General features: G+C 49.7%; 12 protein-coding genes. 6 read left to right on the top strand and 6 right to left on the bottom strand.

Going from position 1 to position 13588, the window contains the following annotated elements; all coding sequences use genetic code 11:
• Position 1 precedes the first annotated feature (1 nt).
• From FVW59_RS18065 to FVW59_RS18055, 3 genes are all read left to right on the top strand, one after another.
• Positions 2-844 (top strand): sulfotransferase family protein, encoded by an 843-nt coding sequence (locus FVW59_RS18065; protein WP_148065781.1) that lies wholly within the window; start codon positions 2-4, stop codon positions 842-844.
• Positions 837-1412 carry a hypothetical protein gene (locus tag FVW59_RS18060; RefSeq protein ID WP_148065780.1) on the top strand — a complete coding sequence of 192 codons (576 nt, stop codon included), beginning with the start codon at positions 837-839 and terminating at the stop codon, positions 1410-1412. Before FVW59_RS18065 ends, FVW59_RS18060 begins: the two co-directional genes overlap by 8 nt.
• Positions 1413-1551: 139 nt before the next feature.
• Positions 1552-2376 carry a capsular polysaccharide synthesis protein gene (locus FVW59_RS18055; protein WP_148065779.1) on the top strand — a complete coding sequence of 275 codons (825 nt, stop codon included), beginning with the start codon at positions 1552-1554 and terminating at the stop codon, positions 2374-2376.
• A 188-nt stretch (positions 2377-2564) separates the two neighbouring features.
• Here FVW59_RS18055 and FVW59_RS18050 read toward each other — a convergent pair whose 3' ends face one another.
• From FVW59_RS18050 to FVW59_RS18030, 5 genes are read right to left on the bottom strand one after another with little or no spacing between them, the layout of a single operon-like run.
• Positions 2565-3296, bottom strand: coding sequence for a sugar phosphate nucleotidyltransferase (locus FVW59_RS18050; protein ID WP_148065778.1), 732 nt, complete (start codon positions 3294-3296; stop codon positions 2565-2567).
• Positions 3293-4318, bottom strand: a complete 1026-nt coding sequence (locus tag FVW59_RS18045) for an SDR family NAD(P)-dependent oxidoreductase (protein WP_222711567.1) — start codon at positions 4316-4318, stop codon at positions 3293-3295. The genes FVW59_RS18050 and FVW59_RS18045 overlap by 4 nt, the downstream gene beginning before the upstream one ends.
• 48 nt (positions 4319-4366) lie before the next feature.
• On the bottom strand, positions 4367-5242 hold the full coding sequence (locus FVW59_RS18040; protein ID WP_148065777.1) for a dTDP-4-dehydrorhamnose reductase family protein: 876 nt from the start codon (positions 5240-5242) through the stop codon (positions 4367-4369).
• On the bottom strand, positions 5239-6342 hold the full coding sequence (gene wecB / locus FVW59_RS18035) for a non-hydrolyzing UDP-N-acetylglucosamine 2-epimerase (RefSeq protein WP_148065776.1): 1104 nt from the start codon (positions 6340-6342) through the stop codon (positions 5239-5241). The genes FVW59_RS18040 and wecB overlap by 4 nt, the downstream gene beginning before the upstream one ends.
• The gene (locus FVW59_RS18030) at positions 6342-7406 is read right to left on the bottom strand and encodes a polysaccharide biosynthesis protein (protein ID WP_148065775.1); all 1065 of its coding nucleotides are present in this window, start codon (positions 7404-7406) and stop codon (positions 6342-6344) included. Before FVW59_RS18030 ends, wecB begins: the two co-directional genes overlap by 1 nt.
• 194 nt (positions 7407-7600) lie before the next feature.
• Between FVW59_RS18030 and FVW59_RS18025 the strand changes: the two genes are divergently transcribed.
• From FVW59_RS18025 to FVW59_RS18015, 3 genes are read left to right on the top strand one after another with little or no spacing between them, the layout of a single operon-like run.
• Entirely contained in the window at positions 7601-8056 is a 456-nt protein-coding gene (locus tag FVW59_RS18025; protein ID WP_148065774.1) for a hypothetical protein, read from the top strand.
• Positions 8056-9303, top strand: a complete 1248-nt coding sequence (locus FVW59_RS18020; protein WP_148065773.1) for a glycosyltransferase family 4 protein — start codon at positions 8056-8058, stop codon at positions 9301-9303. Before FVW59_RS18025 ends, FVW59_RS18020 begins: the two co-directional genes overlap by 1 nt.
• Before the next feature lies 1 nt (position 9304).
• A complete protein-coding gene (locus tag FVW59_RS18015; protein ID WP_148065772.1) occupies positions 9305-12220 on the top strand; it encodes a glycosyltransferase in 2916 nt (971 codons plus the stop codon).
• A 134-nt stretch (positions 12221-12354) separates the two neighbouring features.
• Here the strand turns inward: FVW59_RS18015 and FVW59_RS18010 are convergent, their stop codons facing one another.
• Complete coding sequence (locus FVW59_RS18010) at positions 12355-13578, bottom strand: hypothetical protein (protein WP_148065771.1); 1224 nt, start codon at positions 13576-13578, stop codon at positions 12355-12357.
• Between the last annotated feature and the right edge of the window lie 10 nt (positions 13579-13588).

The raw sequence follows: 13588 nt of genomic DNA, 5'->3' as shown, positions 1-13588 counted from the left end.
CATGCGAGTTGAAAAACCTATTATTGTCGTCCTCGGTAGCGGTCGCAGCGGAACATCGCTGTTGATGCAGCTACTTGTTGCCATGGGCATGCGACGTTCGGATCAGTTGGTTGCAGCGAACGAGAGTAATCCGGAAGGTTACTTTGAAGATGCCGTCATCGTGGCAGCTCATAAAGAAATTCTCAACACCCATCCGCCAGGGAAGTCTAGATTCAGAGGAGACGTCGTTCAATCTAGCGACGCAGTTACTTCAGAATTTGTGCAGGCGATGGTAGATTACGTTGGCTATCAGATAAATTCAAAGAGCGGTATCTGGGGGTTTAAAGACCCCAGAACCGTATTTGCATTACCGTTGTGGCGGCAGGTTTTTGCCAGACTCAAGATCAAACCAACCTACCTACTGGCGGTACGAAGCCCAGAGGCAACCGTCGCGTCAATGAGGCACGCCTACAGTAAACAGAATCCTGCTGAGCTTAACTGGTTGGTGCGCAATAGCCTCGCCATAACTGAAACTAATGCGGAGGTTTATATTACAAACTATGACAACTGGTTTACGCAGAATTGGAAGTCTGAACTAGCCAAGCTTGCAAGCCACCTGAATTTCGAACTAAGGCAATCTGAATACGAAGTTGCAGAGGATCTCATAAAGCCTGATTTGAATCATTTTCGACCAGAATCTGACAAAATAGCTGATCCGCAGCTGGCCGAGTTCTACGAGAAAATAATCGCAAGAATGCATCACACCATCTCGACCTCAGAGCTGCTGGCCTCTGCAAATAGGGCTAAAGCCCACGTAGAAAGCCACTCACACAAGGTAGGCGCTGCGAGGATTGATTATGCCTAACGCATTAACCGAACAGTCAGAAAACCATGATCAGACAGTTATCCAGGAAATCGATATCGATCAAGTCAAAGCATTGATCGAAGAAAATCGCCAACTAACAAAACTGGCATACGAGTATGAGGAGTTGCGCCAGGATTTCATTACTCTCTCGGCCAGTTTCAATTCGCAGAAGCGACAGATCCTGCGCCTCACCAATGAGCCGAATAATAAGAATAAAAGAAAAGACCACCTTGCCACTTCCACCCACACCGTCAGATCATATTCCCGGAAGTTAACGCCGCAAGAAACGTATATACTTGTGAAAAACAGCTACACGTATCGTCTCGGTGCGCTACTGCTTCTTATACGAAACCATCCAACGGCCTTTCTAAAGTACCTCAAACTCGGCGCCGGCCTGGTGTTCGACCTAGTTACATGGAGAGGGCGATTGAAGGCAGAGGTTCTGGCGTATACTTGCCCCCAGGATGACAGAGTGGATTGGGTGAAATCCTTGCGAGAGATCAGAGTCTCACCAGAATATTCTCTCGGGAGCACTATTGTTGATCCTCTATACAAACTATTGCACTAACTTCTCCACTGCAAATCCTTAGTGAATTTTTATACAGCAATAGAGTGCGCAATTTTTGGCACAAACTATCGAAAAAAGTACATTCCGCTCGACGAGCATAGCCGTTATTCTCTAATGTTGAAATTGCTATAGAGTATTTATGTCATTTCCTATCTGGATATATTGGGAAACGCCCAAGGGTAGAAAAATGCCCACCTACATTTCAATGTGCCTTGAGGCAATCAAGTTTTGGGGGCAGGGATGTGAACTAAAACTAGTCACGCCAGAAAATCTTGACAACTATCTTCCCGACCTGCCCAATAAAGTACATGAAATAACAAGCCAAGACGAAAACCAGCCCAGCCTTGCGATAAAGACCGCCTTTGTGCGTACAGCCTTGCTCCACAAGTACGGTGGCCTTTATCTCGATGCAGACTGCCTCCCATTATTCTCCTTGAGTGATGTTTGCAGCGTACTAGACAAGAAAAAATTTTCGGCAATTCGGAGAACAACTCCAAAGGGAAAACACATTTCAATCGGCCTATTGGGCTCATCGCCCGATAACCCTATAATAAAACAATACTACAAGCAGCTGTTCGAAGCGCTTTCCCAGAAAACAGAGTTTGAATGGGGCGAAGCTGGAGCAAGAACGCTCACACCTATTGTTCAGAATAACCCTGAGCATTTTTTCGACCTCGGCGAAGATTTTGCACATCCAATCTTGGCAGAAAATCAATGGGTATTTATGTCTAAATCAATTGAATTGGAGAGCGTATGTACGCACAACACCAGAATCGCGATGTTATTTCACCGCCCATTTACTGGCCCTTCAAGATCTATACCCGAGTTGGGAATACCCGCCCAGCCTAATGGCTGGCTTTCAGAATGGTCTGCCGAGCAACTCTATTATGGAGATCTGTTGATTTCGAAACTTTTCAGAAGGTCACTTCCCGAACATATTTTTCTAAACAGTTTCGCACGCTGAACCGCACTTAGAGCACTTAGAAAGAAAATATTCGCAGATCAGCGGTCGACGGTAATACACGGCATTGAAGTAGACCTGTCATTGCCTGCTCTATGTGTGATTCGCGCGCTGGTGAAAATCATTGAATAGCGCGGGCGGCCAACGCAATCAGCTGTGACAGCGGATGATCAACCAAATTTCCTAGCCCTCTAACGAACATTTAGAAACCTCTCTGGCTCACTATCAAACAACTCCTGAGCACAAAGGTACTCTTCAGGTTTTCCAATATCAATCCACGAGCAGTCAACTGGTACTGCGCCAACTTGGATCTCATTAGAAAGCAGCGTATTGATGAGATCGGGCATATCCGCCGATTCACCCAGACTCAGGTATTCCTCCACACACCATCGCTCCATAGCGTACAACCCGATGCTGAGCTCATACCGATGTTCCGGCTTTTCCTTATAGTTCACTACCAAGCCTTTCGAACATCTTTCCAGAACGCCATAGCTAATGGATTCCGTTTTCCACTGGGTACCGATTGTTATTGCTGCTTCAGAGTTAGCGTGCTGCTCTAACAAAACACTTACAGGGTAGTCGGATAGTAAATCTCCATTGGCCACAAGAAAACGCTCAGGTAGAGCATTGCCTATTCCCGGCAGGGCCCCGCAAGTACCGAGAGGTTTGCTTTCGTAAAAATACGTCAGTTCCGCACCGTCAAATTCAATGTTATCGAGCACTGCCTTGACAAGATGTGACAGGTAGCCTACTGATATAAAGAACCTGTTAATACCATCAGATCGTAGTTGGCGTATCAATATTTCAATAACAGACATATTGCCAAGCGGCATTAGCGGTTTTGGCAATACCGACGTGTAGGGGCGCAACCGCAATCCCATGCCACCAGCCATGATTACAGCAGTATCAATTCCCCCTCTCACTTTCTGTATTCTCCAGGATTTTTTGGCCGCTCTTTTAGCCGGAACCAATCAATAGTGCGCTGCAGTCCTTCATCAAGGCCGACGCTGGGTTTCCACCCGCACATTTGCGTGATCCTGGAGTGATCTGACACAAGGCGATCAACCTCACTCGCAGAAGGGCGTGTTCTATCCGGATCGTACTGAATTGTATCCTTACGACCGGTGAGTTCCCTGATACGATTCGCAATGTCGCCGATCGAATGCCCCTCACCAGTCCCCAGATTGAAGGTTCCCGATTCCACCCCCTCCTTGACGCCCAAATAGAGGAACCCCCTCACCGTATCACCGACAAAAGTCATATCCCGAACAGGGTGGATGGCTCCGAGTCTAATCTCATCACTCCAGAGTGCCTGCTGGATGGTTACTGGTATTACAGCTCGCGGAGATTGCCCAGGGCCATAAGTATTGAAGGGCCGAACAGTCACTGCGGGAACGTCAAAGGAGCGGCAATACGATTCAACCAGTTTGTCCGCAGCAATTTTTGAAGCGGCATAGGGGGATTGCGCCTGAAGTGAATGCGTTTCATCCATGGGTACGTATAAAGCACTGCCATACACTTCTGAAGTGCTGGTGTGAACCAGGCGCTTTGTGCCGTACTTTCGAACCGACTCCAATACATTCAAGGTGCCTTCTATATTGGTCCGCAGGTAGCTTTTGGGAGCTTCATAGGAATAGGGGATAGCAACCAGTGCAGCAAGGTGGAATACAAAGTCCTGACCTTTCACTGCAGTATCAACACTGTTGATATCGGTGATATCTCCCCGCAATAACGACAAGCTTTGTGGGGAAGCTTTCTGCGTCAAGCTTGTTAGTAAGCCATTGGAGCCCCTGGAATTGTATCGCACCAATGCTGTCACATTGGCACCGGCTGATAGTAGTGCTTCCGTCAGATGACTACCGATAAACCCGGCCGCCCCTGTTACAAGGACGTTTTTCCCGGCGTACTTACCCAACACCTCCTCGTCCAATTCGTTACTCGTCACACTAGATCTCCGTTGGTCTACTGAACTTTCTACAGATAGTCACATCAATCATGTTACTTCACCCGTCAAATCCTCAATCATGCTGTCCCAGGTGGGTGCCTGCCAGCCGGTACGCGCCTGGAACATCTCGGAATCAAGCCGCCTATCACAGAAGAACTCGTCACTTGGCACAACCCGGGGACTATTGGGGACCCTTTGGTGGATTCCTCGCAGCAACTCATATTTGCTGACAGCCTGGCTCCCCACGTGCCACAACCCCGTCAATCCTGGGTGTTTTTCTATAACAAAAGCCACAAGTTGAGCAGCGGCAGCCGTAGTAAGCCCGTTGAACAGCGCTTGTGTAAACCCAGGTACCTGCTCCTCTGCGCTTGCCAGGTACCAATCTACAAGACCATGATGGCCACGCAGCTCACGGCCAACCAGAGAGGTACGGATACAAAGCGAGTTTGCGGTATCCGGCTCTCCCAACAGTTTTGATAATCCATAGGTGTCCCTGGCGTCAGGAATATCCTCTTCGCGATAACCCCATCTACCTCTTTCGCTATGTCTAGTACCTGTGAATACGCAGTCTGTGCTGAAGTGTATGAAGCGCGCATCTGTACGCATACATAGAGACGCAAGCATCCGGGGAAGCCAGGCATTCAGCGCAATGGCATTACTCACCCCATCCTGATCCACCCGATGCTTGATGACACCAGCGGCATTGATTACCACATCCCAGGATTCACGCTCGAATAACGACTGAATCTGCTCGACGCGCGTCAAGTCAACATTCGCAATGAAGCTTGCTGGGGCTAGCCGGCGGGTTAGCTCATTTTTGGCATCGCCGCGTACTGTAGCGGTTACTTCGTGTTGCCAGCTGAGCACTGTAGTCAACTGATGTCCAAGCATTCCGAACCCGCCTAGCACCAGTATCCGGCTCATATCGCTTGCATCCTGTCGAGTCCTTGATAATAGGCCGTAATCAGTTTCACAACTGTCTCACTAACATTTGTACGGGCATATTCAGGTGGTAAAGGCCAGTTCAAGTCAGACTCTATGGCCAAACATACCGCCCTGAAAACAGACTCCTCTCCGATACCCGTCACAATATTAGAGCCACTTTCCAGCGTCTCCGGCCGCTCTGTTACATCGCGCAGGGTGACGCTCGGAACGCGCAGGATCGCACACTCTTCCTGCACCGTGCCGCTGTCACTCAGCAGGCAGAATGCATTGTATTCAAGATGTACAAAGTCCAGGAAACTGAACGGCGCCATCATTCTCACTGAATCACTTCCCTCATACCCGAGGGATTCTAGCCTGGCGCGTAAACGGGGGTGCACGCTGATAACAGCGGGGCGCCGGTATTCTTCCGCCAGCTTTTCCAGCGAGCTGAGTAGTTGCCGTAGGCGTACAGGGTTGTCCACATTTTCAGCCCGATGAAGAGTTACCAGAAAATAGCCTTTTTGTACCAGGGCCAGCTCATCTAGCATCGATGATTGATCGATCTGTTGCTTATAGTATTCGATGACCTCTCCGATAGGGTTTCCGGTCACGAAAATTCGATTCGCGGCAATCCCCTCTCGCAGTAGATTGTCCCTGCTTCGTTCGGTGTATGGCAGCAGGATATCACTTGAATGATCGACAACGCGGCGGTTGACCTCCTCCGGTACGTTGTCGTCATAGCAGCGGTTGCCAGCCTCCATATGGCATACGGGAATCCCGTGACGCTTGGCAATGATCGCCGTCAGTGCCGAGTTTGTATCACCCAGAATCAGCACCCTGTCTGGCTGGTTCTCAACCAACAAAGGTTCGATACGTTCAAAAATCCGGGCTATTTGCCCGCCAAAGCCAGAGGCGTCGACCCCCAAGTGGTGGCACGGCGGTCGCAAACCGAGCTCATTAAAGAAGATGTCCGACAAGCGTGTATCAAAATTTTGCCCCGTGTGCACAAGGGTATGGTCACAGCACTCGTCCAGGCGGGGAATAATGCGCGACAGCCTGATGATCTCCGGGCGTGTACCCAGTACTGTCATTACACGCATCAGAATGCACCTTCATTAAGGACCCACAGCCCGTGATAGAGGGCGCCACCAGGGCTTACCTCGAGTCTCAGTTGGTCCTGGTCCAGCAAATCGTTCTCCGAGGAATACTCCTGCTTCAGTACAGACCGAGCATCAATCTCTCTACTGAGCTCCGGAAGCATGGGGTGGATCACATAGTTTTTACCGCACAGCGATGTTCGGGAAATCTCCTCTTCCGATACGAGAACTTCGTGAAGCTTCTCTCCGGGGCGTATCCCCGTAAACTCAACGGGTATATTACTGCCCGCTTCACAAAGCGCCCTTGCCAGGTCAAGCACCCGTGCAGCAGAAGCCCTTGGCACGTATATATCCCCTCGACCAGCCATTGCCACTGCATCGGCAATCACATCCACAGCCTGGTCCAGCGATACGAGAAACCGGGTCATGCGGTTATCGGTGACTGTTAAAGGCCCGCCAGCTTTTATCTGATCAAGGAACAAGGGTACTACCGAGCCCCGCGAGGCGATAACGTTGCCATAACGAACAACGACAAAACGGGTATTAGGACAGTCAAGGTTCGCCCGAATAAACACACGCTCCTGCAATGCTTTGGTGATCCCCATAACATTGACCGGTTTAACGGCTTTGTCAGTGGAGACACCGACAACCACTTCCGGGGGCCTCTGCATCTCCCTGACCGCATTAAAAAGGTTGATCGCTCCCGTCACATTGGTTTGGTGAGCTTCCTCGGGGAAGTACTCACAGGAAGGCACCTGCTTCATCGCGGCCGCGTTAACAACGACATCGACACCTGCCAGTGCTGCGCGTACGCTGGCAGGATCCCTGACATCCCCAATCCTGAACTGGAGGCAGCGATTAGCGGTTTTAAAAATCACATCGTCAGTTGCAGCAAATTTGAAGTGCAGCAGTTCCAGTCTCATGGCATGCTGGCGTGCTTCATCGCGGGAGAACACAATCACCTTCTCTGGCTCACCAAACTCACCAGCAAGCATTCTGCGTACCAGTACTTGCCCCAACGAGCCAGTGCCTCCGGTCACTAGCACGTGTTTGCCATCAATATTCATCTACTGTCCCGGGTAACAAAGAGGGTGGTATAGTAGCCGCTATCTGAAAGAGTCGGCTCAACAAGGCTTGGGAGTATACATTTCTGCATGAGTTCATGCATAGGCGCCCCCTTGAGACGCCAGATGCCACGAAGCATTCGTGACGTGTGTCCAAGATAGCGACAGATCAAAAACCTGACTAATTAAGACACAAGATGCAAGGGAACGTTGTAGTCCACGGCGCTGATGATGAGGAGGGGCGCGCCCTCCTGGTGGTTTCTGCTCTTCATCATTGCGGTAAATGGCTGAAAGAGAATAACGTTAGTGTCCGATTCGTTGCTGTTGCAGGCAATGAAGTCGCCGCAGCCCTGAACTCGCTGCGCTTTCAGACGGGGCTGCACGCAGAAGTCTCGTCAGTTTGCCCTGTAAGCAACCCGGACGAGGTATTTCCCACGGCCGCGATCTACGTGGGTGTGGTTACCTCAAGCCCCGACATACTCTCGATACCCCAGGCCTATCGATCAACAGTGAGCGCTTTGACAGCGGTGCAGTTTCCTGATGACACAGTGCTGGATGCCTCACTACTGCAAAATATGGCACTGGCTTATGATCCGGTTTTACTATCGGATCGAATAAAGCTTGAAGTACAAACGCGGCTTAAGGAGCCGTGATGCTGCAACGCAAACCTCAGCCTCCACTTATTCTGGTAGTGGGCATGACAGGAAGTATTCACCTCGCCCGTTGGATAAGCGCTATCCGCAATGGGCCTTTTCGCGTGGTTGTTTTCCCCAGTATCATTCAGCGCCCTGTTCCCGAGCTTCAACCCGCTAAGCCGGTCAGCTCACGCAGTGATCTCAAGCAATTGGCCAGCAATGAGATTGGCATCGTTCCCGATGACAGGGTTGCAGCGCTGCCTCAGGCCGATACTGACTCCCCCGGCAGCTATCCTTACGCAAGGCCAGTCACCCGATTACCCCTGCAACGAATGCCAGATCCCTCCTCGCTCGGTAAGATCATTCACGCACTGAAACCCGACTTGATACACAGCATGGAATTGCAACATGGTGGCTATCTCGTTGCCGAATGTAAGCGGCGGGCAAAAGCAAGCATCTTTACCCGAGACTTCCCACCGTGGCTCGCTTCCTCCTGGGGTAGCGATATTTTCCTTTACAAACAGTTCGGGGAGCACCGGCCGGTCCTGCGCTCGCTATTGCAGTCAGTGGACGGCTTGCACTCCGACTGCGAACGAGACCTGGATTGGGCACAGAGAAACGGCTTCAGTGGATTTCAGTTCCCCCAAATGCCGGCGAGCATGGGAATAGACTATACCAGCTATCCAAAACTGTCGTCGCTTTCAAAGCCATCAGAACGAAGAACAATATTTATCAAGGGCTACCACCACTGGGCTGGCCGCGGAGTCCACATCCTTCTGGCTTTACACCTGATCGCGCCCTATCTGAAGAAGTATAAAATTGTCGTTGCCCACGCAAGTAAACCTGTAGCAGCGCTAGTTGAGAAGCTGCGAAGTCAGGATGGACTGGATATTTCAGTCTCGCCTTACCTCCCGAATCACGCAGATACCATAGCCCGCCTTGCCTCGGCCCGCGTCGCCATTGGCTACGGTATTTCGGACGGTATCAGTACAACTTTGCTGGAAGCCATGTCGGTTGGCACCTTTGTTATTCAGGCCAATACCTGCTGTGGTAAAGAGTGGGTAATACCCGGTGAAACCGGCTTGCTGGTATCCCCCCATGATATCGCTGCATTAAGCAGGGCAATCCTTCTCGCAGCGACAAACGACGACCTCGTTGATGGTGCCGCTCAGAGAAATCGCGCAACAGTGGAAGCAGGATGGTGCGCCAGAACTAATGGTCCTATCGCGCTAGAGGCTTACCAAGAGATGATCAGCAGCCCCTGATATGGCACAGAAAAGCAACCCATCCAATCCTCTGGTTTCTATCGTCATTCCGGTATACAACGGCGCCAACTATATCGCCGAAGCTATCGAAAGCGCGCTGTCACAAACCTGGAGCAACACCGAAGTCATTGTTGTGGAGGACGGCTCCACTGATGGGGGCTCTACCGCAGCCATCTGCGCTCAGTATAAGGACAGGATTCGCTACTTCTATAAAGTAAATGGAGGCGTATCAACAGCACTCAACTTTGGAATAGAAGTGATGCGGGGTCAGTTCTTCAGTTGGCTCAGCCATGATGACAAGTACTTACCAGACAGAATCAAAACAATGGTTACTGAGCATCAGAGGCAATCAAGCTTCCAGAGCTCCAGCAAGCCATTGGTGCTGTTTAGCGATGTCGAAGTTATCGATGAAAACGGAAGCATTCAAAGAAAAGCTTATCAAGCATTGCCGTCCAGTCGGGATGCAATCAGTGCAGCCATGTTGAGCAAGATCAACGGTTGTAGTTTGCTGATACCCAGGAAATGTTTTGACCTTGCTGGCTGCTTTCATCCGAAATTGCCGACCACCCAGGACAACGACATGTGGGTAAGGTTCACGGAAGTTGCCAACATTCAGCATGTACCCAAGGTTACCGTTCAGAGTAGACGGCACCCTGCGCAAGGCTCACACTCTTCCTGGCATGTAATTGAACGCTACCTAAACAAGCTTTCTATCATTGAACGCGTCGAACAAGGTATCGCAAACTCTAGCGGTAATATCAGGCTCGATCTCCTCGAAAAGCTGGCATCCTCGCCAGCAATAAGGCAAATGCCAGGCATTGGCGCTACTGCACACGCCAGGCTAATGAAAGCTATAGAGCATGCAAGCATAACCATTCTATATGTTGGCAAACAATGCCCGCTAACCATACAAGATAGGCGCCAGATGCGTCTCGAAGGTCATGATTTACGAACGCTGAAACTTCAATCCGCCCACCCGCATGAACTTATACAACAGGCGGCAAGCGTGACAACAGATTTCGTGTGGTTGCTCAACGGCAGACCCGACCATCCTTTCGCTAGCATCAGTTTGTTAAAACAAGCTTTACAAACGCAACCTCGGGCAGCAGGTTGCATCACGTCGTCTGATACTTTTAATAGGGACGAAGTATTTGGGCCCTTTGAAGGCGCACTTCTTAAACCCCAGCTTTTCCAGCAATCGTGGTGCGGACCGAATCAGCATTGGGCAGATATTGCTCATGCAGCCCTTCGACTTGGCGGTTTTACTCACTGTAAGGTAACTAAGAGCTGCCGAGTGAATCCAATACAGGATTATGGTTCGGCTGCGAAAAACCACAATTGGCTAAGATACAGCGACATTTTTACAGGCGTCGCGGACTTCAGTTTACGCCGAACAGCAATCAGATTACGATCCTTTGCTTTCCGCCGTCAATCTCGGGTAAGCCGCGCCTACACTAAATCGAAGCTTCTAATCAAAAGCAATTCTAGCCCGGTTATCAACAACATCCGCTGGGCCATACTACGCCATCGCAAATTCGCCACAGTACTGAACCACATATGTCGAATGCTCTCCCGTTCTGAGTCGCTAGCAAGGCTGCGCGTCTCGCGGCTTTACGGACTAAGTGCATTTTTCGATCGCGATTGGTATCAGAATGCATATTCTGATGTTAAGAACTCGGGAGTAGATCCACTATGGCATTATGTTAACCAGGGCATGTGGGAACAGCGAGATCCTTGTGCGGGCTTTAGTGCAATGAGCTATTTGGAGGGTAACCCCGATGTGATGGCTTCGACTTACCCCGCAGTACTCCACTATGCCTTCATGGGGCGTTTTCAATCTCGCCACGTTACACGATCCCATTGCGCCCCTGTTTTAGACGAAGCTATTCAACGTACCGAAAAGTCAGCAACCTATCAGCATCGTAAGTTGCTGCTCATCGCCATAGGGATGCATAACAACACGGCCCGCTTCTGCCATGCATTGATTGATCAGATTTCCAGTGACTTCGAAATTGCGACTCTATGCTTCAACTCATCAGGTGAGAATCCAGCTATGAACGACATAGCAAGTACCATCAACTCACCATCTGCACTCCCAAGCTCGAAGCTGACAACCCAGCTCAGCAAGCAAGGCTTCGACAAAGCAATAGTTGTCACGGACAGTGAGATTACTTTCCATCTCCTCGACTACCTGCCTACCCTGGAGCAGAGTTATGATTTTTACTGGCTAGGTCATGATGCTGAGATGAAATCTGGAGGTAGCGTAGAGACACGTCGCATCATCAATCAAGCGTCACAAAGGCTCACTCTAAGCGCAGTTTCGAATCACGAGATGCAAGCTCGATATCCCAACAGGCCTTGGAGAAAAGCAGCTTTTCCTCCGCCTGGAGGAGTCACTTGCCCGCGCCCCTGGATACGCGCCAAGAAGCCGAACGAGCCTCATCGCATTGCCTTGTTTGGTCAGTTTACTCATGCCGATGATATGGACCTGATCGTCAAGGTACTACAACGCATCCGTGACAAGAAGCTACCCATTATTCTGCGCATATTCGGCAGTGTAGCGCACGAGCTTTCAGCGATACCGTGTAAGGACATATCGGTAATCCGCACCACGGGGCAAGAGCAACTCATTAGTGACGTGTCGGCCTTCGACCCACATGTAGCCTGGTCACCTCTGTACCGGTCATCGGATGCTGTGATTGCGCTACATGACGCCGCCCTCACTGGTCTTCCCCTGCTTGCAACAAACACCCACGACTCGCGAGGTCTTCTGACAGATCGCCCCTTGACCCGACTCTTAGCAACGACTACCTGTGCCCGGAGATGGACATGGTACCTTAATCATGCTCATCTCCTTTTTCACAATAAATCGAGCTGGTCGCCCAGAACACCTCTGGAGGGATTGGCGGGGATCTAAAAGCTCTGTACTCTATTCTTTTAGCTAAAATGCTTTAAAATTACTTGCAGCTCAAAAGAGCTATGCCCCGGTAAAAAGTAGTCCCCAACAGAAGAACAGCCTCAAATCGATTCGAGATCAACATGAGCTGGCCATCAAAGTCTTTGCTTAGAGACTTGATCACCTGCTTGCGGAAAGATCTCGTCGACAAAAAGTCCTGAACTGTACGACGTAATTGCCGCATCAAATTGTTGCAAATATGCATCGATATTCGAATCAGTTAAAATTCCATCTTTCCTAGCGATTGAATCAATCATCTTTCTGTTTACATCAATATGGTAATGAGTTGCATCTTTATATTTTCCTAGATCAGATGCATCTGAGTATAAGCCAAACCCATAAACCGTTAGATTCTCGTAAGTACTCGCCTGCTCGACAATGTACTTAATTGTCGCCAATCTTCTCAGGTAGCCCTCAGTTGAACGCTTTTTCACATTAAGCCAGAGCAGGTATGGGAATGGAGGATGGATAACCAACTCAAAATTGACGCTCGGATTAGATGATACAAGCGGACGAATATTCCTCTCCCAGTTTTCTGACACAACCTCCGGCAAACGCGACTTTGCATCGGCTATCTCTCCAGTGCTTACGCTCGAAGTACTTCCTTCTAAAAGATTCAGCAGAGCTGCCCTGCAATCATCTTTCCTACAACGAAGTATTTTCGTTGCAACTCCCTTTTTGTCTCCAAAACGTTTTCTTGCTTTGCTAAACCATGATGTGGAGTAATCACGAAAGTCATATCCATGGCGGTCGCCACCTTCCTCTCCATACAAACTTTTTTGTATTTGAAGCTTCTCCCCTGAAAACTTTAAAGTCTCGAACGGTAGTGAGATCGCCAAATTAAAATCATTGGCTCTGCTATCGTCATACAAAATTTCAGGAAACGGCATTTTCGGATTAAAACCATCAACCTCGTAAAGAAAATTATAGGGCGCAACAAGCCATAGCACGTTCTTAACTACAGAGTTTGATAGTGCGTATCTGCCTACCAAACTATGCTCATGCAGTGGCCCCCCATCCAGGGTAACGCTATAGACCTGGCTCCAGCCGAGCTTGTCCTCAATATCCGTTGGCAGGAAGTTTGCCGCGTGTGAATGTCCAAGCACTATAGATTCCGGAGCATAATTCCGAACTGTGGCAGAATGCTGATAACGATCTAAACCCCGGCCGCCCATCAGTACAGGCTGTAGACCATCACCGCGGATATACAGCCCAAATGGATCGAAAGCTACGTTAATAGCAGCACAAACCGCCGTGAAGCTAAACATAGGAACGAGAAGGAAAACGGCGAACCATTTGTAGCTAATCTGCTTTAACATTTCGTCGTTG

Source organism: Parahaliea aestuarii, from assembly GCF_008064635.1.
Taxonomy (GTDB): Bacteria; Pseudomonadota; Gammaproteobacteria; order Pseudomonadales; family Halieaceae; genus Parahaliea; species Parahaliea aestuarii.
The sequence above is the reverse complement of the archived record's forward strand: the minus strand, read 5'-3'. Positions and strand labels throughout refer to the sequence as shown.

What these genes read in the sequence shown, in the direction of transcription:
- FVW59_RS18060 (WP_148065780.1), top strand. Translation starts at nt 837, where the DNA reads ATGCCTAACGCATTAACCGAACAGTCAGAAAACCATGATCAGACAGTT.
- FVW59_RS18010 (WP_148065771.1), bottom strand. Translation starts at nt 13,578, where the DNA reads ATGTTAAAGCAGATTAGCTACAAATGGTTCGCCGTTTTCCTTCTCGTT.
- FVW59_RS18055 (WP_148065779.1), top strand. Translation starts at nt 1,552, where the DNA reads ATGTCATTTCCTATCTGGATATATTGGGAAACGCCCAAGGGTAGAAAA.
- FVW59_RS18040 (WP_148065777.1), bottom strand. Translation starts at nt 5,242, where the DNA reads ATGAGCCGGATACTGGTGCTAGGCGGGTTCGGAATGCTTGGACATCAG.
- FVW59_RS18065 (WP_148065781.1), top strand. Translation starts at nt 2, where the DNA reads ATGCGAGTTGAAAAACCTATTATTGTCGTCCTCGGTAGCGGTCGCAGC.
- FVW59_RS18015 (WP_148065772.1), top strand. Translation starts at nt 9,305, where the DNA reads ATGGCACAGAAAAGCAACCCATCCAATCCTCTGGTTTCTATCGTCATT.
- FVW59_RS18030 (WP_148065775.1), bottom strand. Translation starts at nt 7,406, where the DNA reads ATGAATATTGATGGCAAACACGTGCTAGTGACCGGAGGCACTGGCTCG.
- FVW59_RS18025 (WP_148065774.1), top strand. Translation starts at nt 7,601, where the DNA reads ATGCAAGGGAACGTTGTAGTCCACGGCGCTGATGATGAGGAGGGGCGC.
- wecB (WP_148065776.1), bottom strand. Translation starts at nt 6,342, where the DNA reads ATGCGTGTAATGACAGTACTGGGTACACGCCCGGAGATCATCAGGCTG.
- FVW59_RS18020 (WP_148065773.1), top strand. Translation starts at nt 8,056, where the DNA reads ATGCTGCAACGCAAACCTCAGCCTCCACTTATTCTGGTAGTGGGCATG.